Below are 22,391 nucleotides of genomic sequence, written 5' to 3'. Positions count from 1 at the left end.
CGGAAATCTTCGAAAAGAGGGGCGTCGCCGCCAACGAGACCGAGCGGCCCCAGATGGAGATCAACATGAAGACGTTCGTAGCCGCTGCCTTTGCCGCCCTGACGCTTGCCGGCGCCGCCCAGGCCGAGATCCTCACCGAGCGCAACATGCCGCTCGATATCGCCGTTGAAGCTGCCGATGCCGCCGTCAAGGCCTGCGCCGCCAAGAAGTTCAACGTGACGGTTGCCGTCGTCGACCGCGCCGGCGTGACCCGCGTCGTCCTGCGCGCCGACCGCGCCGGTCCGCACACGCTCGACAGCGCCGTCCGCAAGGCCTACACGGCCGCTTCCTTCCGCACGCCGACGCAGAAGATCGCCGAAAACGTCGGCAAGAACCCGGCGGCTGCCGAACTCGTCTCGATCGACAAGCTGCTGGTTCTCGCAGGCGGCGTTCCGGTCAAGGCCGGTGAGGAAACGATCGGCGCCATCGGCGTCGGCGGCGCTCCGAGCGGCGATATCGACGACGAATGCGCCCGCGCCGGCATCGAAGCCGTCAGCGCCAAGCTGAAGTAATAGACCTGTAAAGCCCCGGTCTTCGCAAGGAGACCGGGGGTTTCCGTCAGGCTGACCGGAAGAGCGCGTTGAAATCGACGCGAGTCGGCTGTTCCTCGAGGTCGATCTGCGCCTCGATGTGGCGCAGGTGATGATCCATCAGGCTGGCCGCGCGTTTGGCGTCCCTGCGCTTCAGCGCATCGATGATCTCGGCATGTTCGCCATGCGAGCAAGGCACGGCGCCGGGGGATTCGTAAAGCGCGATGATCAGCGACGTGCGCGAGACGAGTTCCTGCACGAAATCGCGCATCACCACATTGCCGGCCATCCTGGCCAGTTCGAGGTGGAAATCGCCGGATAGTTCGACGCGGCGCTTCTTGTCGTTGCGCGCCACGGCATCGGCTTCCTCTTTCACCATGCCGGCCAGCTGGCGAATGTTGTCTTCCGTCACCGTCAGCGCCAGCTTTTCGACCAGCAGACATTCGATGCCGCGCCGCGCCTCGAAAACCTGCCGCGCCTCGTCGATGGAAGGTCGCGCCACGAAGGCACCCTTGTTGGGGATCAGCTCGACCAGTTTCTCATGCGCAAGCCGTTGCAGCACCTTGCGGATGATGGTGCGCGACACGCCGAAGGCACCGGCCAGCGCATCTTCCTGCAAGGGGGTGGCGGGGCGCAGACGATGGTTGATGATGGCGCCGTAGATCTCGCCGTGGATATGCGCGTCGGTCGGGCCTGTCCGCCTTCTGGACTTCGTGGCCGCAGCGCGCACGCCGGCCTTTGTTTTCGACGCCTGGTCCATCGTCTTCTCCTCGATCGGCGGACGCCCCGCCCAACCGCTCAATCGCCGTTTGTTTCCGTTCATCCCTCGCGTAAGGTTCGACAGGAATGTGTCCTGGCGCCGAGCAATACAAGATGGCGGGCATGATCCGCAACACATCGCACTGGCGTTGTATACCGAATTGCGGAAATTTGCGGATGGTGTGGCTTTGAACGAGGGTTTTGCTTATCCCAAGATGCTGGAGCCGGCCATATTTCGCAATTCGCCGGCAGGCCGAGGCTTTCATGCGCCCGCAGCACGGTGCACAGGCATGGATGCTTGCCCCCTGTCGTGCGGGAGGCCTGTGAATATCGCTTGCATTTCCCGGAAGCCTCGATGATGTTTTTGTGTACAATAAATACTATATTTGTATGAAAAAGGAAACCGGCATGAGCCAGCCTGATGTTCTCCTGCACAATGTGACGGCGCTGACGGTTGATACGGGCCGTCGTGTTATCGAAGGCGGCTGGATTGCCGTTGAAGGCGACCGCATCGTCGGGATCGGCACGAAGGAAGAAGCACCGCCGGAGGGCGCCAGGGAGGTCATCGACGGCACCGGCATGGTCGCCATGCCGGGTCTCATCGATTGTCATTCCCATGCCGGCCACGGTCTTATCCGCGCGGCCGGCTATGGCGACGTTGATCGCTGGACCGAGGTCTGCGAGGGCGTCTATGCCCAGGGCTCGACACCGGATTTCTGGCGGGCGGAAGCGCAGCTTACCATGCTCGAGCGGCTGATGGCCGGCGTGACGACCGGCATGACGCTGCTCGGTGGCGGGGCCGACATCATCCGCACCGACGACCCGGCCTTCGGCGATGCCCATTGTAGCGCGACCGCGCAATCGGGCCTGCGCACCATCCTTGCCGTCGGTCCGCGTCGTCCGCCGTTCCCGCGCAGCTTCCGCCGTTTCGACGACGGGCCGGTGCGCGATGTCGCCGTCACCTTCCAGCAGCAGCTCGATGTCAGCGAAGACCTCATCAAGCGCTGGAACGACGTGCTCGGCCGCGGCACGGGCGTGTGCCTGATGACGCCCGTCTATAATGCCAAACATATCGAGGAGCCCGCCGACCGCCGGGAGATCGCCGCCATGGGCGAGGCCGTCATGGCGCTGCGCGAACGGCTGGGCGTGCTCTTCACGCAGGACGGCCACCGCGAGGGGTCGATTGCGCTGGCGCGTGATTTCGGGCTGCTCGGCCGCTTCGCGCTGCTCGGCCATAGCGTCGACCTGACGCCGGAGGATTTCGAAGCCTTGAAGGAGACAGGCGCCTCCATCATCCACAATCCGAGCGCCATCATGTCGATCTATGGGCGCTGCCCCGTGCCGGAGCTGCTGGACGCCGGCATCAATGTCTGCATCGCCTCGGACGCCTCCGCGCCGGATCGAGGCTACGACATGTTCCGGCATATGGCGCAGGCGATGCACTATCATCGCCGCCATTTCCGCGACCCCGCCTATCTGCCGCCGGGCAAGGCGATCGAGCTGGTGACGATCGATGCCGCTCGCGCCTTGGGGCTGGAACACGAGATCGGCTCGCTGGAGGTCGGCAAGAAGGCGGATATCGTGCTCGTCGACATGCGCAAGCCCCATCTCTATCCGTCGGGCATGCCGGTGCTACGCATCGCGCATTTCGCCAATGCGGCCGATGTGGATACGGTGATGGTGAATGGAAAGGTGCTGATGCGCGGTCGCAACGTGGCGCATCTGAATATGCAGGACATTCTGGAAAATGCGGCTGCCGAGCAGCGCAAGGCGTTCGAGCGGGCCGGGCTGGAAGACTGCCTTTCCGAGCCTTCCGGCTATTGGCGCAACACGCGCTACGAATCTGTCGCGCCGTGAGGGGAGAATGGGGCGGCCGAAGCCGCCCCATCTTATCTCACAGGATGAAATCGCCCTTGACGAAGTCGATCGTCTTGTCGAGGCGGACCGAGAAATCGGCGACGCCGTCACCGTTGACGTCACCATAGAGGAAGGTGTCGCCGTCACTGTTTAGGTACCGAAGCTGGCCGGCCACTTTGGTAAAGGCCTTTTCGCCGATAAAGGTGAAAGCGTCGTTCGTGCTGGTCGATGAGCGTGCGTCGATGCCCGAAAGGTCGATCCGGTCGCCCTGGCTCTGCGAGAAGTCGTAGATCATGTCGCGGGCGGTCATCGTGCTCTCCGCGGCGCTTTTGAAGACGAAGCGGTCTGCGCCTGTGCCCCCATAGAGCTTGTCGGCCCCGCCGGCACCATAGATCTGGTCGTTACCGGCACCACCGTTGATGATATTGGCCGCACCGTTTCCTTCGAGCCGGTCGGCAAAGGCGGAGCCGGTCAGGTTCTCGATTGCGGAATAGGTGTCGCCCTTGGCGTCGCCGGTGTTGGAGGTCGGCTTGGCGAAGCTTGCCACGACGCCCGCCTTGGCATCCGCATAGGAGGCGGTGTCGCTTCCCTTGCCACCGTATAACTTGTCCGCACCCGCGCCGCCGATGAGAACGTCGTTTCCGTCTTCGCCGTAAAGCTGATCGTCGCCGGCCCCGCCGCTGAGACGGTTTGCACCGCCGTTGCCTTGCAGCTTGTCGTTGAAGGCCGAACCGATGAGCCACTCGACGGAGGAATAGGTGTCACCCTTTGCCTCACCGGTATTGCCCGTGGGATTGAGAAGGCTCGCAACAACGCCGCTGGTGGCGTTCTGGTAGGAGGCTGTGTCGGTGCCGCTGCCGCCATAGAGCTTGTCTGCGCCCAGCCCGCCGTTCAGCACGTCATTGCCGCCGGCCCCATTGAGGATGTCGTTGCCTGCATAGCCGTAAATCGTGGTGTTGTTTTCGCCGCCCTTGATGGAATCGGCACCCGACGTCCCCTTCTGGACAGCCTCGTTCGAGATGGCGGTGAGGATGAAGTCGCCCTTGGTGGAGAACGAATAACCGGCGACATCGAGAAACACCTTGCCAGAGCTGGTGGCCTTGAATTCGATGAGCGCGGACGTATCCGCATCCGAACTGATGACGTTGCCGTTCGCGTCGCGCAGGATCAGCTTGAGGCCGCTCGCCGCCGCACTGCCGGTGCCGCTGGCCGAAAACGTGTAGGTGACGCCGGCCTTGGCGGTGAAACCGTACCAGTCGCTGTCGGACTGCACGTCGATCTTGCCGCCGATCGTCCGGCCGGCCAGGATGCTGTGGGTCGTCTTGACGTTGTTGAAGACGGTATCGAGGCTCGGGTTGGAGACGATGTATCGGCCGATATCGCTGCCGTTGTCCTTGACGTCGATGAAGTAGGTTCCGGAGGCGGTCGGCGTGAAGGTGACGATACCCGTCGCGGAGGAGTAGTTGGTCTCGCCCGCCACCCAGTTGCCGTTGGCGTCGCGCAGGAAGATATCGCCATCGGGCAGGCCGCTGGTGCCGGTGCCCGTCACCGTAAAGGCATAGCTGATGCCGGCCTTGAGGCTGACCTTGAACCAGTCGGAATCACCGGCGACGTCGATGGCGCTCGTGATGCTCTTGCCCGTGGCAAGAACGGCTGTTGTCGTGATGTTGCGCTGGATCGTGTCGGCGCCCACCCAGCTGAGCTTGTAGTTTCCGATGTCGTTGCCGTTGTCCTTGACGTCAAGGAAATAGACGCCCGTGCGGCTTGATGCATAGGAGAAGGCGTTGCTGCTGCTGCTGTAATTGGTTTCGCCGGCCACCCAGTTGCCGTCGGCGTCACGCAGGAACAGGTCGGCGTCCGGCATCGAGGCGCCGCTGCCGTCGCCCGAAACGACGAAGCCGTAGTCCAGGCCGGCCTTCAGGCTGATTTTGTACCAGTCAGAATCGCCGGCGACATCCACCGTGCCCTTGACCGTCTGCCCCTGCGACAGGGTTGCCGTCGTGTTGACGTCACGGCGGATCGTATCGTTGCCGAGCCAGGTGAGGATATAGTTGCCGATGTCGCTGCCGTTATCCTTGACGCCGACGAAATAAGTGCCGCCGGCCAGCGCCGAGAAGCTGATCGTCACGGTGCTGGAGGAGTAGTTCGTCTCGCCTTTGAGATAGTTGCCGTTGGCGTCATAGAGATAAAGGTCCGGATCGGGCATGGACGAACCGGAGCCGTCGCCGGAAAGGCGGAAGCCGTAGTCGAGGCCCTCGGAAAAGGCGGCCTTGTACCAGTCGGCATCGCCGGCCGCGGTCAGGCTGTTCTTGATGACCTGGCCGGTGCTGATCGTTGCGTTTGTAGATGTGTCGCCCGGAATGGTGGACATATAAACTCCTCGAAATCGATACAGAATTCTGCATGGCCCCGGCAGGCACTAACACCCGTCCGTGGCAGCGGAACGACAAGGCCGTCGCGGAAAAGTCCTATTGGCCTTTGCCGGACGGCGAATCTCGGTCACTCTCGCCGCGTCGGGGATAGAACACGGCCGCTACCTCCGATAGAGCGAATTTCTGCGAACGGCCCTGTCGCGGCGACGAGCGTCTATCGACAGGCGCGGCAATCGGCGGAATAGTCGGCCCGGATGGTGACGGGCACGAGGGATGGAATGGCCAATCTAGCCGAGGCCGGGTATCCGGCGATGGCATACAGGGGTGCGGGGTGGAAAGGGGCGGAGAAGGAGCGATGCAAGGCCATCCTGCGCCTTGCGGCAGCCTATTGGCTGGCGGTCTTCGTTTCGACGAGCGTGTTCTGGGGTATTGCCGGCACGGATCCGCTCGAATCGGCGCCCGGCAAGCTTGCCTCGATCGCGTTCGCATCCCTGCTGACGATCGGCATGTCGATCCTTCTGAAACATACGCTGCCCCGGCCGCTTTGGCAGCAGGCAACCGCCGCCTTCGTCTTGTCCCTCGCCGCCGCCCCCCTTTCGGCGGGTGCGGACTATCTGATCTATATCGTTTGCGTTTATCCAGAACCGGTGCCGTTCGATATCAAGGAATTCACCTACAGCACCGTCTCCAGCATGGCGCTGTTCTTCGGCTGGTGCTGCCTCTCTCTCGTGCTCTGCTATAGTCTGGCGCTGGCGGAAGGCGAGCAGCGTATGGCGGCTCTGCGCGAGGAGGCGCTGACGGCGCAGATGCGGGCGCTCGCCTATCAGGTCAATCCACATTTCCTGTTCAACACGCTCAATGCGATGGCCGGGCTCATCGAGGAGGGGGAGAATAACGATGCACGGGGCATGGTGCTGAAGCTCTCCGCCTTTCTGCGCAAGACGCTGACGCTGGACCCGACACAGGATATCCCGCTTAAGGAGGAGCTCGCGCTGCAATCGGACTATCTCGCGGTGGAAAGCACGCGTTTCTCCGACCGCATGAAAGTCTCTTTCTTCGTCGATGACGACGTGCGCGATATTCGCGTGCCGCCGCTGATCCTTCAGCCGCTTTTCGAGAACGCGGTCAAATACGGCGTGGGCGCGACGCGGGGACCGGTGGAGATCGCGTTGCGGGCGGAGCGAACAGATGGTGCTTTGGTCATTTCGGTGGAGAACGACGCGCCGCAGGCCGAAGCCGGCGAGATGCGGGCGGGCATGGGCATCGGGTTGCGCAATGTCGCCGACCGCATCGCCACGCATTTTTCCGGGGCCGCATCGCTCTCCAGCGGCTACATCCGTCCCGACCGCTTCGGTGTGCGCCTCCTCTTGCCGCTGGACCGTTCATGAGCATCGAACGCGACCTGACGGCCATCATCGTCGATGACGAGCCGATCGCGCGCCGGCGGCTTGCCCGGCTGCTTGCCGCCATCGGCGGTGTGCAGGTGGTTGCCGAGGCCGGTGATGTTACCGATGCGGTCGAGGCCGTGCGGCGACATCGCCCGGACCTGCTGCTCCTGGATATCCGCATGCCGGGCGGCGATGGTTTCGACGTGGTCGATGCCCTGCGGGACGCGCCGCCCGCCATCGTCTTCGTCACCGCCTTCGGTCACTATGCACTTCCCGCCTTCGCCGCCGATGCCGTCGATTACCTGACGAAACCGGTGGAGGAGGAGCGGCTGGCAGCTGCGCTCCTGCGCGTGCGCCAGCGCCTCGAGACCCGCAATGCCGCCGAACGGCTGGCGGAGATGACGGCGGCGTTCGATGCGCTTCGCCAGGCCATGCGCCGGGAACAGGCGGGTCTGCCGCCGTTCTGGGTGCGCTCGCGCGGGCGGCTGGTGCGGGTTTCGGCGGCGGGCGTCACCCGCATCGATGCCGAGCGGGATTATTCCCGTCTCTATGCCGACGGCGAAACCTATCTGCTCGATGAGACGCTAGCCTCGCTCGAAAGCCGGTTGCCGGCCGAACAGTTCATCCGCGTCCACCGGTCCACGATCCTGCGCACGGAGGCCATCAAGGGCTTTCGCCGTGGCCGGCATGGCGCATGGGCGGCGGAACTTCTCGACGGCAGCGAGGTGCGGATCGGCCGCAGCTATCTGTCCTGCATGAAGCTCATTGCGCCCTAGAATGTGGTGGGATCTGGGGATTCCTATTCTGCGCCGGCCGAAATATGAGTGAGCCATGGATGATTCGGCAGCGATTCGTTTTTCCGGCCGTGGCGGCGGCACGTTTTGGGTGGGCTCCCTGCTGATAGCGCTGGGCGTAGCGGTGCTTGGCGGCTGTGCGGCAAAGCCGGGCGCGGGCGTTGCAACCCTGTCCTCGACGGTTCCGGCCGCAAGTGCCTTGGTGCTGCCGGCACCCGGCACGCTGTCGATCGTCAGCGTGGTGCAGCGCCAGTATACCAATGCCATCGAGCAGCAGATCGCGCTGTCGACCTCCGCCTCGACATCGGGTCAGAATTTCATCAGCATCCAGGCCTTCGGTCCGGCCGAAACGGTCGCGATGCCGGCCGGCGGGCTGGCCTTCAAGCCGGTGCGTCATTCGGCGATTCAGGCGGAAATCCGCAGCTACGTGCCCGGCGGACGGCTGACGATATCAAGCAATTTCGTGCGCAATACCTATGGCCCCTTCGGCTATGCCTACGGTCCCGGCGCCGGCGACGACGGCTGCCTTTATGGCTGGCAGCAGATCCGGTCGGACGAGGCCGACCGCAACCTCCTGAACAGTTTCGGCATGCTGCAGATCCGCCTGCGCGTCTGCCAGGCGGGGGCAAGCGAGAAGCAGCTGGTCGAACTGATGTATGGCTACACCATCACCGGTGGATTCTCGGGCGTGACATGGAATCCCTACGGCACCCCGGCGGCAGTCGATCCGGAGATCGGCGGGGGTAAGCCGCTGCGCGTGGCGATCGAAGAGCCTCGGCGCCCCGTCGTGAGTGTTGAAACGGTTGAAAGGGCACCGGCCTTCAGGCGTGGCGCCGAAACCAGGCCCGTTGCCCGACGCACCGAGCAAGTGGTCGCCAAGGATGTCGTGGCCAAGGATATCGTGGTGGTGCCGTCGCCTTCCGGCGGCATGGCATCGACGACGGCGACGACCGGCGCGGAGGATGCGATCGTGGTGCCTTCACCCGCCTGCGTCACGGGCGCATCGGGTTCAGCAACCTGTAATTGACAAGCGACCGCCCGGTCTAATTTTTCCTTAACAGAATAGTGCATAAGGTCCGGGCTGCAACGCTATGATGGCGAAGGACAGCATATGAGACATACTGGCACGATCATCCTGTGGGCGTTCGTCTCTGCACTTGTGATCCTCGTCATCACGCTGCCGATCAATCTGCAGACCCAGCTGATCGCCAGCATCGCGGTCGTCACGCTCATGGCCGTCATCAAGGTGCTCAGGGCGGAAGGCATCTGGCGGCTGATCGCGCTCGCCTTCGGCACGGCGGTCGTGCTGCGCTATGTCTACTGGCGCACGACCAGCACGCTGCCGCCGCTCAACCAGCTTGAAAACTTCATTCCGGGCTTCCTGCTCTATCTCGCCGAGATGTATAGCGTCATGATGCTGGCGCTCAGTCTCTTCGTCGTGTCGATGCCGCTGCCGCCGCGCAAGGGCCGCAGGGCCGAGGAGGGGCGGCTGCCCTCCGTCGATGTCTTCGTGCCGACCTACAACGAGGATATCGGCCTTCTCGCCAACACGCTCGCCGCCGCCAAGGCGATGGATTATCCGGCCGACAAGCTGACGATCTGGCTGCTCGACGACGGCGGCACGGAGCAGAAGCGCAACGCGGCCGCCGTGATCGAGGCGCAGACCGCCGAAGCGCGGCACCGTGAACTGCAGGACCTTTGCCGCGATCTCGGCGTAAACTACCTGACGCGCGCCCGCAACGAGCACGCCAAGGCCGGCAACATGAACAACGGCATGCAGCATTCGACGGGCGACCTCATCGCCATCTTCGATGCCGACCATGCCCCGGCGCGCGACTTTCTGCGCGAGACGGTCGGGTTCTTCGCCGATGATCCCAAACTTTTCCTTGTCCAGACGCCGCACTTCTTCCTCAATCCGGATCCGCTGGAGCGCAACCTGCGCACTTTCGAGAAGATGCCGAGCGAGAACGAGATGTTCTACGGCATCATCCAGCGTGGTCTCGACAAATGGAACGCATCGTTCTTCTGCGGCTCTGCCGCGGTGCTCCGGCGCACGGCGCTCAACGAGGCCGGCGGCTTTTCGGGCCTGTCGATCACCGAGGATTGCGAGACGGCACTCTCGCTGCATTCGCGCGGCTGGAACAGCGTCTATGTCGACAAGCCGCTGATCGCCGGCCTTCAGCCCGCCACCTTCGCCAGCTTCATCGGCCAGCGCAGCCGCTGGGCGCAGGGCATGATGCAGATCCTGCGCTTCCGTTTCCCGCTCTTCAAAGGCGGGCTCTCGGTGCCGCAGCGGCTCTGCTACATGTCGTCCATGCTGTTCTGGCTGTTTCCGTTTCCGCGCACGATCTTCCTCGTCGCGCCGCTGTTCTACCTGTTCTTCGATCTGGAAATCTTCACGGCCTCCGGCGGCGAGTTTTTGGGCTACACGCTCGCCTATATGCTCGTGAACCTGATGATGCAGAACTATCTCTACGGCTCGTTCCGCTGGCCGTGGATCTCGGAACTCTACGAATATGTGCAGAGCGTGCACCTCCTGCCGGCCGTGGTGTCGGTGATGCTCAACCCGACCAAGCCGACCTTCAAGGTGACGGCGAAGGACGAGTCGATCAGCGTGTCACGCCTGTCGGAAATCAGCCGGCCGTTTTTCGTCATCTTCGGTGTGCTGTTCATCGCCTTCCTCATGAGCATCTACCGGTTCTACAACGAGCCCTACAAGGCGGACGTCACTTTCGTCGTCGGTGCGTGGAACCTGCTCAACCTGCTCATTGCCGGCTGTGCGCTCGGCGTGGTTTCGGAGCGCAGCGAAAGGGCCGCGAGCCGGCGCGTGACGGTCAAGCGGCGCTGCACCTTCGTGCTCGACGGCCGCGATTATCCCTCGACGCTGGAAAACGTATCCGCCAATGGTGCACGCGTGCAGGTCTTCGGACTGGAGACGCAGGTCGAAGCGAATGCACGCGGCTATCTGCGCTTCACGCCATCCGGGGCGACGGAGGAGGAAGGGCTGCCCGTCGAGGTGCGCAATGTCGAAAGCCTCGGCAGCGTGCTGGCCGTTGGCTGCCGCTTCATGCCGGAGGTCGCGCGCCACCATTCGCTGGTCGCTGACCTGATCTTCGCCAATTCCAACCAGTGGAGCGATTTTCAGATTTCGCGCCGCTACAATCCCGGCCTCTTCCGCGGCACGCTCTGGTTCCTCGGCATCGCCGCCTACCAGACGAGCCGCGGCCTCATCTATTTCGTGCGCAGCTTCGGCGGCGAGCGCAAGAAGGAGCGCACGTCGTGAGGGTCTCTCCGCAAAAGTCCGCGCTGTTCGGCCTTGCTTTTCTGCTCTCGGCATCGGCCGCTTTCGCCCAGCAGGCGGCGGTGCCCTTCGACATGTCGGGCGAGCGCGGCCCGACCACGGAAACGAAACCGGCCATCGTCGATGACGCAACGCCGGCCGTCGAAACCAAGCTGCCGCAAAAGGCAGCCGCTGTTTCCGACACGGCAACACGGCGCTACATCATTCCGGCGACAATGCTGATGCTCGAAGGCGAGGCGGCAAGCCGGTCCTTCCCCGTCTATCTGACACCGCAACAGGCGGCTGCGGCGACGTCGATCAGCCTTGGCTACTCCAACGCCGTCGTGGTGGCCCCCGAAGTTTCCAGCCTCACCGTCGTCGTCAACGACGTGACGGTCGGCGAAATGCCTGTCCAGTCGCCCGAGGGCACGAAGGACATGCGCTTCGACCTGCCGGCGGGGCTGCTGCGGCCCGGCGTCAACCGCGTGACCTTCAATGCCGTGCAGCGGCACCGCACCGATTGCACGATCCGCTCGACCTACGATCTGTGGACGTCGCTCGACCCGGCGCGCACCTACCTGACGGTGCCGCGCGACACCAGCGGCCGCCTGCTGACGACGGACGATATTGCCGGCATCGGCGTCGGCCCGAACGGCCAGACCAAATTCACCATGGTCGTACCCGAGATGGGGCAGCCGGTCGCCACCAATGCCCTGATGCGGCTGAGCCAGGGCCTCGCCCTGATGGCGAAGATGCCCAACCAGACGTTCGACGTGGTCGATGCCCTGCCCGCAACCGGTGGGGCAGGCGAGCTGCAGGTCATGGTCGGTACCGCGGCGGATCTCTTGCCTTTGCTGCCCGGCCTGCCGGCCTCCGCCGGTTCCTCGGCGATCGCCACCTTCGTCGATGCGCCCTCGGGCGACCGCAAGATCTTCGTCGTCAGCGGTCCGGACTGGCCGTCCATCGAAGGCGCGGTGGAGGGCATGGTCTCACCCATCGACCGGCCGCTCGGCGTGACGCGCGAGGCGCTCAGCGTTCGCCAGCGCAATGCCGCCGAAATGCCGTTGCTGGCGGGTGCGACGACGTTGAAGCTCGCTTCGCTCGGCGTGCGCACCGCCGAGTTCAGCGGTCGGCGCCTGCGCACCAGCTTCGATGTCGGCATTCCCTCCGATTTCTATGCCGGCGCCTATGGCGAGGCGACGCTGCTGCTCGACGCCGCCTATTCGGCGGAAGTGCTGCCGGGCAGCCATGTCGATATCTATGTCAACGGCAACATCGCCTCGACGGTGCCGATCACCAGCCGCAATGGCGGCATCTTCCGCCATCTGCCGATCCGCGTAACCATGCGGCACTTCCGGCCGGGGCCGAACCGCATCGATATCGAGACGGTGCTGATGACCGCTGCCGACAAGGTCTGCGCGCCCGGCGCCAGCGCGTCGGAGGAGCCGCGTTTCGCGCTCTTCGATACATCTGAATTCCGCATGCCGCGGTTTGCCCGAATCGCGCAGCTGCCGAACCTCGCCGCGCTCTCAGGCACCGGCTTTCCCTATTCGCGGGCGACCGATCCGATCGCGCTCTATCTCGACCGTCTCGATACCGATACGCTGTCGACGAGCGCGACCTTCCTCGGCAAGATGGCCGTTTCGAGCGGCCGGGCGTTGCAGGTGCGGCCGGAATCCTCGGCATTGGCGATCGGCGAGCGCGATGCCATCCTTTTCGGCACGATCTCGCAGCTTCCGCCGCTCGTGCTCGGCCAGACGCATATCGAGCCGGAAAGTGCCTCGAGCTGGGGCAGCGCGGGTGCGGGGGCCGCGCAGGGCGCGACACAGGATGCGCTCAACGAATGGCAGTCGCGCGTGCGGGGCGGTTCCTGGCGCGGGCAGATTTCGGCGTTCGAAACGTGGCTGCAGGAGACTTTCGACATCTCGCTGTCGTCGCTCCGCCTGCTTCCGGGTGCAGAGGCGCTGGTGGCGCCCGACGATGCGGCACGCTTCCTCGTCGCGCAGGGCGACAGTCCCGAAAGCACCGCCGTCTGGACCGTCGTTTCCGCCCCCACGGGCGCGGATCTGCGTGCCGGCATGGAGGCCGTGGCGCAGGAGGATCGCTGGCAGCAGCTCGACGGCTATATCACGCTCGAGAGCAAGGATGCCGATGCGCTCGATACGCGTGCGGTCAGCCGCACCCGATTCGTTGCGACCCAGCCGTGGACCTTTGCCAATGTCAGGTTGATCGCGGCCAACTGGCTGTCATCGAACATTCTCGCCTATGCGCTGGTTTTTTGCGCCCTGTCGATTCTCCTGGGCATCGCGACCTCAGGGCTTTTGCGCCGTTTCGGCCGGCCGCTCTGAGCAAACCCCGCAACACTGACGGGTGCCTGTTTACGCATGATTAACCCTATCGCGCTTTTATCAAGGCTCGTTGGTTTCCTCCTGTAGGCACTTGGCGTTGCCTATGCGCGTCATTGCGGATCGGAGGAGCCGTGTGGTTGAAATGTACCGAAGGAAGCTCGGCATGAAGTCGATCCTCATGGCGGTCGTCCTTGCCTCGGCTGGTGCGGCCGGTGTCGCCGGCCTGTCCTTCGGCGTGCCCGATGATCTGACGAAGGGCATGCCGCGCCTTGGCGTGGGCACCGACAAGGTGGCAACCAGCAGCACCGACGACGCGCCGACCGCCGTCGCCAAGCAATCGCGCGTGGAGATCGCCCAGGTCGAAAACGGCCAGGCAAAGACCACCCCGGTTGTCGACACCGCGGAGCGCCGCCCGGTTGTCGATGAGAGCGCGCTGCGCTATTTCGCGTCGCGCGGCGATACGGCGCGGCTCAATGCCGAGATCGCGCGCCTGCGCGCCCTCTACCCCACCTGGACCCCGCCGGAAAATCCGCTTGCCGTGCCCGTCAACGAAGACAAGCAGCTGGAGGCGATGTGGGCGCTCTACAGCCAGTCGCGCTATGCGGATGTGCGCGCGGCGATCGCCGAGCGTCAGAAGCAGGAGCCGCAATGGACGCCGCCGGCCGATCTGGTCGACCGCCTCGACGTGGCGGAAAAGCGCGCCGAGTTGGTCGCCGCCTCCAATGCTGGCAAGAGCGAGGATGTCGTGCGGCTGGGGGCGGAAACGCCGAGCCTGCTCACCTGCTCGGATGCCGACGTGCTCTGGCGCGTCGCGGAGGCCTTCGTGAAGACCGAGCGCGTGCAGCGCGCCAAGGATGCCTATGGCTACATGCTCGACAATTGCGCCGATGCGCCGGTGCGGGTGGCGACCGTGCAGAAGGCCTCGACGCTGCTCGGCTACAAGGACATGCAGGATCTGCTGGCCCGCGAACGTGCCGGGCCTGACGGCGTGAAGGAATTCGATGGGATCCGCAGCGATCTAGCGCGCCGTTTCGTCGGCGAGGGCGACGAGGACCCCGAAATCACGGTGGCGCCGGTCTATCTGAAGCTGGTCGAAAAGCTGGTGACGGACGAGGGGCTTGCCTCCGATGCGCTGCTGCTCGGCTGGTATCACCTGCGGCGCGACCAGAACGCGGCCGCTGAACCCTTTTTCCGCAAGGCGCGGGCCGTCGAGGATTCCGCCTCCGCCTCGCAGGGCCTCGCGCTCATTCTCCTCGCCCGCAAGATGCCGGGCGAGGCCGAAGATGTGATGTATGCCTGGCGCACGGCCTCCGACCAGGCGATGAAGACCTATCTGGCCGCGACCACCAATCTGCTGGCGCTCGATCCGCCGCCGAAACTCGATGCCAAGGTGCTGAACAGGATCGCGCAGGTGACGCTGGAGGAAAAGCATCCCGAGACGGGCGAGCAGTTCGGCTGGTATGCGCTGGCCATGGACCAGCCTGTCACCGCCGAGGCGTGGTTCGGCCAGGTGCTGAAATGGAAAGCGGACTACGAGCCCGCCGCCTATGGTCTCGGCGTCGCACGGCTGCGTCTTCAGGACGAGGCCGGTCTCGCGGCGGTCAAGCAGGCCTGGGCCGGCCGTTCCGAGCGCATTGCCCTGCTCGGCGAAAAGGAAGCGACGGACCGGAAGGCCGACGTGATCCTTGAACGCCAGCCGAAGCTCGCCGCCACGAGCCAGCGTGTCGTTGCCCGCGAGGATGTCGAAGAGATTGCCGCCCGGCCGCAGCGCACCGTGCGCATGGCGCGGAATGCTGTCGCTTCGACGACCGGATGCCGCACAACGCGAAACCCCGTTGGGCTGGCGCCAGCCAGTGCCCTGACGCTCGGCTGGTGCCTGATGGAGCGCAACCGGCCGCTGGAAGCCGCACAGGCCTTCGAAGTGGCTTTGAATGGCGAGGGACGCACGCGCAGCGACGCGGCCTATGGCCAGAGCCTTGCCTATCTGCGCGCCGGACTGACCAGCGACGCCGCCGTCGCCGCCACGAAGGCCAAGCTTGACGGAAGCCGCGGGGCCGAGCTTCAGACCGCCATTCTCGCCGACCGGGCTGTCAGCAGTTTCCGCGCCAAGCGCTATCGCGAGACCATCGGTTATCTCGACCAGCGCAGCCAGCTGCGCGCCGAGCCGACGGATCTGATGATCCTGCGCGCCTTCTCCTACAAGAACCTCGGCATGCGGGTCGATGCGGCGCGCCTGTTCGAGGCGCTCGGCGAAACCGGACGGCAGGACGCCATCCGTGCGCTTGCCGAAATGCGCGCCGAAGACCGGCGGCCGAACTGATTGCGCTTCGGCCGCAATTCACACGGAGGATGCGGCATGAAAATCCGGGACTGCCTTTGCGCGGCGCTTTTGTCGCTTAGCCTTGCCGCACCCGTTGCCGCGGCGGACCGCCTCTATGTCGTCTGCGACAATGGCCTGCGCTGTTTCAAGGCGCCGTGCCCGTCATCGATGGTGCGCGATCTCGCTTCGGGCAAGACCTTCAAGAGCATCTCTCCCGTGCTGGACGGATTGGCCGAGGCGGATCGCGAGCGCATCAACCAGACGGATGCGCTCTACTTCGGCCGGATGGCGCTGCATGGCCATGTCGAGCGTCGGAAAGAAACATCCGTGCTCGTCGTCACCGGCGTGGCCCGCAAGACGTCGGCCCGCGAGCGGCGCGGGTGCCCGGCCGGTTAATCGCGGTCCGGCGCGCCGAGCGGAAAATAGGCCCGGAAAGGGCGGCCTTCATCCACCGCGCGTGCGAAGGATGGGCGGGCGAGCAGGCGCTTGCGATAGGCATGCACATGGGTGAAGGCCGGATCGATGGCATGGGTCCAGTCCGCGTAGAACAGGAAGGGACCGGCGCCGCAATCGGCCAGCGTGAACGTATCGCCCGATGCCCACATACGGCCCTCCATATGCCGGTCGAGCCAGGCATAGGCGCGCTCCAGCATGTCGCGGGCTTCCTTGTCGCCATAGGGATCGCGATCGGCCTCTGCACGGATGGCGTTGAAGACGATCTTCTGCTGCGGCGTCGAAATGTAGTTGTCGAAGAAGCGGTCGAGCATGCGCACCTCGATCGCCTTGTCCGGGTCGGCGGGGATGAGCTTGATCGGTCCCGGATAGTGCAGGTCGAGATATTCGATCAGGATGGTCGCTTCCATCACCTGCCGGTCGCCATCGACCAGAATGGGAAACCGCTTGATCGGCCAGCGCCGCTCGAAATCCGCAAGGGTCTCGGGATCGTTGTGATCGAGCAGGCGGTATTCGAACGCGGTGCCGTTTTCGTAGAGCGCGGTCAGTACCTTCTGGCAATAGCTGGAAAAGGGATGAGCATAGAGAACCGGTTTCATGGCGACCTCCGCGTTTGATGCCCTCTTGTCGCAAATCTGATTGCGAAATGCAATCGGTTCTCGGGATTTAGGACACTATGATCCGATCGCTATGCGAAAAGTCGGTTTCGCTTTGGCAATGGTGGAAAATAGGCGTTGATGGCAGTTTTAACCGGCCCGCCAAAGGAGAACTTGCGGTATGCCGTCGCCGCGTGCCCGGGTTAGCTCCAGCTGCGCGAAAGGGATTGCCAGGATCATCACGACCAAGGCGGTCACGAACAGCGTTCCCGGATTGAGCAGCTTCGATTTCAAATGTCACCTCATGCAGTGTCCGAAGTCTTATGGGGGCGAAAGCTGACGTGACGCTGAATAGCGCGGCAGCTTCGTTCAGCCTGGTGTCAGCTTGCCCCGGCAGGGACGGGCAGGCTGGCGCTTCCCATGCGGTGCGCCGGCAGGGTGACGGAAGGGAACAGACGATGCGCGAAGACACCGGAGCAACGAGCCGCAAGGGCCTGTGGAGGCCTGAGCTCGGCAGCATCACGGTCGCCATCCTGACATCACTCTACCTCCTGGCCATCACTAACCAGAGCTTCTGGTCGAAGGGCTGGCTTTATCTGGAAGGCCGCCCGACGACCTTCGCCTCTATCGCTATCGGCGTCGCCTGTCTCTACATCGCGCTCTGTGTCGCTGTGTCGGTGAAGTATGTGATGAAGCCGGTCTTCATCGTTCTCATTCTGGCCGCCGCCGCCGGCGCCTGGTTCATGGATCAGTTCGGCGTGGTCATCGATATCGAGATGATCCGCAATGCCGCCGAAACCAACAGCGCAGAGGCTGGGCATTTGATCACGCCCGGTTTCGTGCTCCACATGCTGATCTTCGGCATCCTGCCCGTAGTGCTGCTTATCTGGGTGAAGGTCCGCCACCGGTCCTTCTTCCGGAAAGTGCGGAGTAATCTCGCCGTTATCGTGCCGGCGCTGGTCATTGCTCTCGTCGCAGGCCTTTCGCATGCCCGCGTCTATGCCGCGGCGGTGCGCTCGCATCATGATTGGTTCGAGACGCTGAACCCCTTCGTGCCGCTCGTCACCGCCGTTCAGTTCGCCGTCGGTGAATCCGGAAATATCAACATCGTCGCAGCGCCCCTGGGTGAGGATGCACGCGTCAGCGATGGGCCGGTCACCGGGCGCAAGCCGCGCCTGATGATCGTGGTTGCCGGCGAAACGGCGCGTGCCGACAATTTTTCGCTCGGTGGCTATGAACGGGACACCAATCCGGAACTGGCGAAGAAGGATATCTTCTATTTCCCGCAGACGACGAGTTGCGGCACGGCGACGGCCGTCTCGCTGCCCTGCATGTTCTCCGTCTATACCCGCGCCGAATATTCGCACCGCAAGGGGCTTGCGACGCAGAGCCTGCTCGGCGTGCTCTCCCATGCCGGCATCGACGTAGAATGGTGGGACAACAATACTGGCGACAAGGGAATCGCCAGGCTTCTGAAGGTGCACTCGCTGATCAACAGCGGCAACCCCGCCTATTGCTCGGGCGGCGAATGCCAAGACCAGGTGCTGATCGACGCGCTGGACGGCTGGATCGGCTCGGTGAACCGGGATACCGTGCTGGTCCTGCACCAGATCGGCAGCCATGGCCCGGCCTACTACCAGCGCTATCCGGAGGCGTTTCGCCGCTTTGTGCCCGACTGCCGCAGCGCGGATTTCTCCGATTGCTCGCGCGAGGAGATCGTCAATGCCTATGACAACACGATCGCCTATACCGACCACATCCTTGCAAGCGTTATTGACCGGCTGGCCAGCCAGCAGGACCGTCTCGACGTCTCCATGCTCTATATGTCGGACCATGGCGAATCGCTCGGCGAATTCGGCCTCTACCTGCATGGCGCGCCCTATATGATCGCGCCGCCGCAGCAGACCCATGTGCCCTTCGTGCTGTGGCTCGGCAAGGATGCCAAGGCGGCCTATTCGGCGGATTGCCTCAAGGAAGAAACGACGAAGCCGCAGTCGCACGACAACCTCTTCCACTCGGTGCTCGGCATGATGCGGGTGGAAACCAAGGTGCGCGACCCGGCGCTCGATATCATCTCAGCCTGCCGGCTCGGTGCGACGAGCTGACCGGACCGATCTTCCGGCGGATTTGACGCGTGCTTGCGGGCGAAAGGCGTGATGCCTATTGTGACTCCCAATTTCGGGAGTCTGGCTTGAGAATTCTTTTGATTGAGGACGACGCCGTTTTGGGCGAAGCGGTGCGCGATTACGTGGCCGGTCTCGGCCATGCGGTCGATTGGATGCAGACGCTGGATGACGGCAGAGCGGCGGCGCGGGCGGTCGATTACGATCTGATCCTTCTCGACCTGCGCCTGCCCGATGGCCGCGGCCTGACGTTGCTCACGGAATTGCGCCGGGCCGGTGCGGTGACGCCGGTCATCATCCTGACCGCCCATGACCAGATCTCCGACCGGATCGAAGGTCTGAACAGCGGGGCGGACGACTATCTCGTCAAACCCTTCAATCTCGGCGAACTTGGCGCGCGCATGCTGGCCGTGGCGCGGCGCTATTCCGGCTCGTCGCTGCCGGTCCTGGAGACCGGTGCGCTCTCCATTCAGCTTACCGACCGGCGGGTGCTGCGCGACGGCACGCCGGTCGATCTCTCAGGCCGGGAATGGGCCGTTCTGGCGCGGCTTGCCAACCGTCCGGATGCCATCGTCTCGAAGAGCGAGATCGAGGAGGCGCTCTATGCCTTCGGCTCGGAGATCGAGAGCAACACGGTGGAAGTCTATGTCAGCCGGCTTCGCAAGAAGCTCGGCAAGGATTGCGTCGAGACGTTGCGCGGCATCGGTTACAGGCTGGGGCGATGACGGAAGAGGCGGATGCACGTCGCGCTGCGCGCTCGAAATACCAAAGTCTCGCCGGCCGGCTGATGCTGTGGGTCACGGTCACCATCACGGTGCTGTGGCTCGTCGCGGTCGGTTTCGGTGCGCTCATCATGCAGGACGAGTTCGGTGAGATCTATGACAGCGCTTTGCAGGAGACGGCCGAGCGCCTGACGCCATTGCTGCTCGATGATCTGAGAAGCCGGCAGGATCTGGGTGAGGCCCAGCGCATCGAGGCACTGCGCACGCCCGTCGAAGATGAATATCTGTCCTACCAGGTGCGCGACCTGACGGGCCGCGTTCTCCTGCATTCGCATTCCGCGACGACCAAGCCCTTCGAAGCGCCGTTGAAGGAGGGTTTCTGGCAGGCCGAGGACGGGCGCATCTATACTGCGGTGGCGGCCGACGGCGTGACCTTCGTGCAGGTCAAGGACACCGCCGAGGAGCGCGACGAGGCGACGCGCGAGGGATCGCTCGCGCTGCTTTTGCCGGTGTTGCTGATCGTGCCGATCACCATCGCCGCCGTCTGGTTTGCCGTGCGGCGGGTGCTGGCCCCGGTCGAGACGCTGCGGGCGGCGATCGCGGAGAAGGACGGCGGCAATCTCGCGGCCATCGAGGCGGCGCATCTGCCGCACGAACTCCAGCCGATCCTGCGTTCGGTCAATCTGCTCCTGTCGCGCCTGCGCGCCGTCATCGCCGCCGAGCGGGAGTTCACCTCCAACAGCGCGCATGAACTGCGCACGCCCATAGCCGGCGCGCTGGCGCAGACGCAGCTTCTGCTCTCGGAACTCGACGACAGCCCGACGCGCGCCCGTGCGCAGCAGATCGAGGCCTCGCTGCAAAAGCTCACGAAGCTGACCGAAAAGCTGCTCCAGCTTGCCCGCGCCGAAGCGGGCATCGGCGTTGCGGAAACCACATTCGACATCGCCGATGTGGTCGGCGTCGTGGTCACTGATTTCCAGCGCGCCTCCGCGGATGCTAACCGTATCCATTTCACGAGCGAGCTTGCCGCACCGCGCCTTTACGAGGGCACGGCCGATGCCTTCGCCATCGTCCTGCGAAACCTCATCGAGAACGCGCTGTTGCACGGACGGGCCGGCGAGCCTGTGGAGATTCATCTGACGGGCGAGGGAAACGTGCAAATTTCCAACGGATCGCCACAGCTTTCCGAAACGGAGCTTGTGGCGGTGCGCAAGCGGTTTGCCCGCGGCAAGACGGTCGCTGCCGGTTCCGGCCTTGGCCTCTCCATTGCCGACCGCTTGCTGCAGCAGATGCGGGCAAACTTGGTGTTGAGCTCGCCGGTGCCGGGCCGCAGTGACGGTTTTCAGGCCGAGATCGTGTTTCCGCCTGCCGGTTGAGGCTTTTTGACCGCTTCTGGCTCATTCCTAAACAGTTTCGTTTTTCAGTGTTCCGGCTTCGATAGGGCTTCGGAATTTTCGGTATTTTTTCATTTTCCCGAGAGAAAGGTGTGGCTTTTTGCCGCATTATGTGGTTTTATGTGGTCATAATCAAAAAGAGGTGGGGAATATGGGTCGCAAACCGGAAGACTATGCGCGGCTGCTCGCCAGCGCACTCAACAAAATTCATGCAGCAGAATGCCATGGGGCTACCGAGCCGCTGTCCGAGCACTGCGTGCGCGTGATGGGCCAAACCATCGCAGCGGCGATGGACGAGGCGCGAAAAATCCATATCGAACAAGAGCTTGTGGCGATGCGTGAACGCCGCGAGCGAATCCATCTGCATTCCTGATCGAGATCGGCGGACTGCTCGCTGCGGACAGTCGCGCCTCCTTGCTGGTCAAGCGCGGAAACGCGTCGTAGAACGGGCGCGCCCCGGCTGCGCCGCCGCTCCGTATCGCTTCCACCATCCAGCCTGGATGTCCGAACGGTCGCGTTTGCGCGCCGGGTCTGACGGAGCAGGGTGAGAGCGGCGGAGGGCTGACATGACCGATTGGGGCAGAACCGGAAACGGCAGGATCGCGCTGGTGACGGGCGGCGGCACGGGCATCGGCCTTGCCATTGCGCGGGGCTTGAGCGCGGAGGGATATCGCGTCGTCATTACCGGCCGTCGCGCGGACGTGCTGGAGATGGCGGCGTCAGAGATTTCCGGCGAAACCGGCAATCCCGTCCGGGCCATCGCTTGCGATGTCGGCAAGCCGGACGACGTGGCTGCGGCGTTCGATGTGGTGAAGCGGGACTTCGGCCGGCTCGACCTGCTCGTCAACAATGCCGGCTCCAATGTGTCGCCGGCCTTGCTGGAGGACATTCCCTTCGAGGAGTGGTCGGGCATCCTCGCCGCCAACCTCACCGGCGCCTTCCTCTGCATCCAGCACGCTTTCCGGATCATGAAAGCGCAGGAGCCGCGTGGCGGGCGCATCATTAACAACGGCTCGATTTCCGCTACCGCGCCGCGCCCCAATTCCGCGCCCTATACCGCAACGAAACACGCCATCACGGGCCTCACCAAGTCGACGGCGCTCGACGGGCGCAAATACGACATCGCCTGCGGCCAGATCGACATCGGCAATGCCGCCACCGACATGACGTCTAGGATGAATGCCGGCGTGTTGCAGGCAAATGGCGAAATCGCCAGCGAACCGACCATGTCGGTCAAGCACGTCGCCGATGCCGTGATCTATATGGCGAGCCTGCCGCTCGATGCCAATGTGCTGACTATGACGGTGATGGCGACCAACATGCCGTTCGTCGGGCGGGGGTGAGACTTCCGGGCTGTGCGCGACGTGGGAACTTTAACGGTATGAGCCACTTTTCGGGTAAACCGCAAACCTCCCC

Annotated in this window: 18 protein-coding genes; 14 read left to right on the top strand and 4 right to left on the bottom strand. The window is 63.9% G+C overall.

All coding sequences use genetic code 11. The features are described 5' to 3' along the window. The first annotated feature begins 65 nt into the window (after positions 1–65). The gene (locus ACOZKU_RS22460; protein ID WP_314085199.1) at positions 66–551 is read left to right on the top strand and encodes a GlcG/HbpS family heme-binding protein; all 486 of its coding nucleotides are present in this window, start codon (positions 66–68) and stop codon (positions 549–551) included. Between the two features lie 46 nt (positions 552–597). Here the strand turns inward: ACOZKU_RS22460 and ACOZKU_RS22455 are convergent, their stop codons facing one another. Continuing rightward, positions 598–1,329: a GntR family transcriptional regulator gene (locus ACOZKU_RS22455; RefSeq protein WP_421580760.1), complete on the bottom strand. Its 732-nt coding sequence runs from the start codon at positions 1,327–1,329 to the stop codon at positions 598–600. 407 nt (positions 1,330–1,736) lie between these two features. Here ACOZKU_RS22455 and ACOZKU_RS22450 point away from each other — a divergent pair, with 407 nt between their 5' ends. Next, a complete protein-coding gene (locus tag ACOZKU_RS22450) occupies positions 1,737–3,185 on the top strand; it encodes an amidohydrolase family protein (RefSeq protein ID WP_421580759.1) in 1,449 nt (482 codons plus the stop codon). Between the two features lie 37 nt (positions 3,186–3,222). Here the strand turns inward: ACOZKU_RS22450 and ACOZKU_RS22445 are convergent, their stop codons facing one another. Beyond that, on the bottom strand, positions 3,223–5,556 hold the full coding sequence (locus ACOZKU_RS22445) for a pre-peptidase C-terminal domain-containing protein (RefSeq protein ID WP_421580758.1): 2,334 nt from the start codon (positions 5,554–5,556) through the stop codon (positions 3,223–3,225). Positions 5,557–5,835: 279 nt separating this feature from the next. Here ACOZKU_RS22445 and ACOZKU_RS22440 point away from each other — a divergent pair, with 279 nt between their 5' ends. The 7 genes from ACOZKU_RS22440 to ACOZKU_RS22410 all read left to right on the top strand — a co-directional run bounded on the left by ACOZKU_RS22440 (position 5,836) and on the right by ACOZKU_RS22410 (position 16,083). Then, positions 5,836–6,945, top strand: coding sequence for a sensor histidine kinase (locus ACOZKU_RS22440; protein WP_421580757.1), 1,110 nt, complete (start codon positions 5,836–5,838; stop codon positions 6,943–6,945). Then, entirely contained in the window at positions 6,942–7,721 is a 780-nt protein-coding gene (locus ACOZKU_RS22435; protein ID WP_421580756.1) for a LytR/AlgR family response regulator transcription factor, read from the top strand. Before ACOZKU_RS22440 ends, ACOZKU_RS22435 begins: the two co-directional genes overlap by 4 nt. A gap of 55 nt (positions 7,722–7,776) precedes the next feature. Then, positions 7,777–8,766: a cellulose biosynthesis protein BcsN gene (bcsN, locus tag ACOZKU_RS22430; RefSeq protein WP_421580755.1), complete on the top strand. Its 990-nt coding sequence runs from the start codon at positions 7,777–7,779 to the stop codon at positions 8,764–8,766. Between the two features lie 84 nt (positions 8,767–8,850). Further along, complete coding sequence (gene bcsA, locus ACOZKU_RS22425) at positions 8,851–11,022, top strand: UDP-forming cellulose synthase catalytic subunit (RefSeq protein ID WP_421580754.1); 2,172 nt, start codon at positions 8,851–8,853, stop codon at positions 11,020–11,022. Beyond that, positions 11,019–13,367, top strand: a complete 2,349-nt coding sequence (locus tag ACOZKU_RS22420; RefSeq protein WP_314085184.1) for a cellulose biosynthesis cyclic di-GMP-binding regulatory protein BcsB — start codon at positions 11,019–11,021, stop codon at positions 13,365–13,367. Before bcsA ends, ACOZKU_RS22420 begins: the two co-directional genes overlap by 4 nt. Before the next feature lie 163 nt (positions 13,368–13,530). After that, complete coding sequence (locus ACOZKU_RS22415; RefSeq protein WP_421580753.1) at positions 13,531–15,687, top strand: cellulose synthase; 2,157 nt, start codon at positions 13,531–13,533, stop codon at positions 15,685–15,687. Positions 15,688–15,723: 36 nt separating this feature from the next. Next, positions 15,724–16,083, top strand: a complete 360-nt coding sequence (locus tag ACOZKU_RS22410) for a hypothetical protein (RefSeq protein ID WP_421580752.1) — start codon at positions 15,724–15,726, stop codon at positions 16,081–16,083. On the opposite strand, the gene ACOZKU_RS22405 is transcribed toward ACOZKU_RS22410, so the two are convergent. Beyond that, a complete protein-coding gene (locus ACOZKU_RS22405) occupies positions 16,080–16,739 on the bottom strand; it encodes a glutathione S-transferase family protein (RefSeq protein WP_421580751.1) in 660 nt (219 codons plus the stop codon). The two genes, ACOZKU_RS22410 and ACOZKU_RS22405, sit on opposite strands and share 4 nt — an antisense overlap. 147 nt (positions 16,740–16,886) lie before the next feature. Beyond that, on the bottom strand, positions 16,887–17,030 hold the full coding sequence (locus ACOZKU_RS22400; RefSeq protein WP_314085176.1) for a hypothetical protein: 144 nt from the start codon (positions 17,028–17,030) through the stop codon (positions 16,887–16,889). A 164-nt stretch (positions 17,031–17,194) separates the two neighbouring features. Between ACOZKU_RS22400 and ACOZKU_RS22395 the strand changes: the two genes are divergently transcribed. The 5 genes from ACOZKU_RS22395 to ACOZKU_RS22375 all read left to right on the top strand — a co-directional run bounded on the left by ACOZKU_RS22395 (position 17,195) and on the right by ACOZKU_RS22375 (position 22,318). Further along, positions 17,195–18,841, top strand: a complete 1,647-nt coding sequence (locus ACOZKU_RS22395) for a phosphoethanolamine transferase (protein WP_421580750.1) — start codon at positions 17,195–17,197, stop codon at positions 18,839–18,841. 86 nt (positions 18,842–18,927) lie between these two features. Beyond that, positions 18,928–19,584, top strand: a complete 657-nt coding sequence (locus ACOZKU_RS22390; RefSeq protein ID WP_421580749.1) for a response regulator — start codon at positions 18,928–18,930, stop codon at positions 19,582–19,584. Further along, positions 19,581–20,957, top strand: coding sequence for a sensor histidine kinase (locus ACOZKU_RS22385; protein WP_421580748.1), 1,377 nt, complete (start codon positions 19,581–19,583; stop codon positions 20,955–20,957). The genes ACOZKU_RS22390 and ACOZKU_RS22385 overlap by 4 nt, the downstream gene beginning before the upstream one ends. A 169-nt stretch (positions 20,958–21,126) precedes the next feature. After that, on the top strand, positions 21,127–21,348 hold the full coding sequence (locus tag ACOZKU_RS22380; protein ID WP_314085168.1) for a hypothetical protein: 222 nt from the start codon (positions 21,127–21,129) through the stop codon (positions 21,346–21,348). Positions 21,349–21,541: 193 nt separating this feature from the next. Next, positions 21,542–22,318 (top strand): SDR family oxidoreductase, encoded by a 777-nt coding sequence (locus tag ACOZKU_RS22375; RefSeq protein ID WP_421580747.1) that lies wholly within the window; start codon positions 21,542–21,544, stop codon positions 22,316–22,318. Positions 22,319–22,391 lie beyond the last annotated feature (73 nt).

The organism is Shinella sp. M31, assembly GCF_049199205.1.
Lineage (GTDB): Bacteria > Pseudomonadota > Alphaproteobacteria > Rhizobiales > Rhizobiaceae > Shinella.
This window is presented reverse-complemented; position numbering and strand designations above follow the sequence as displayed.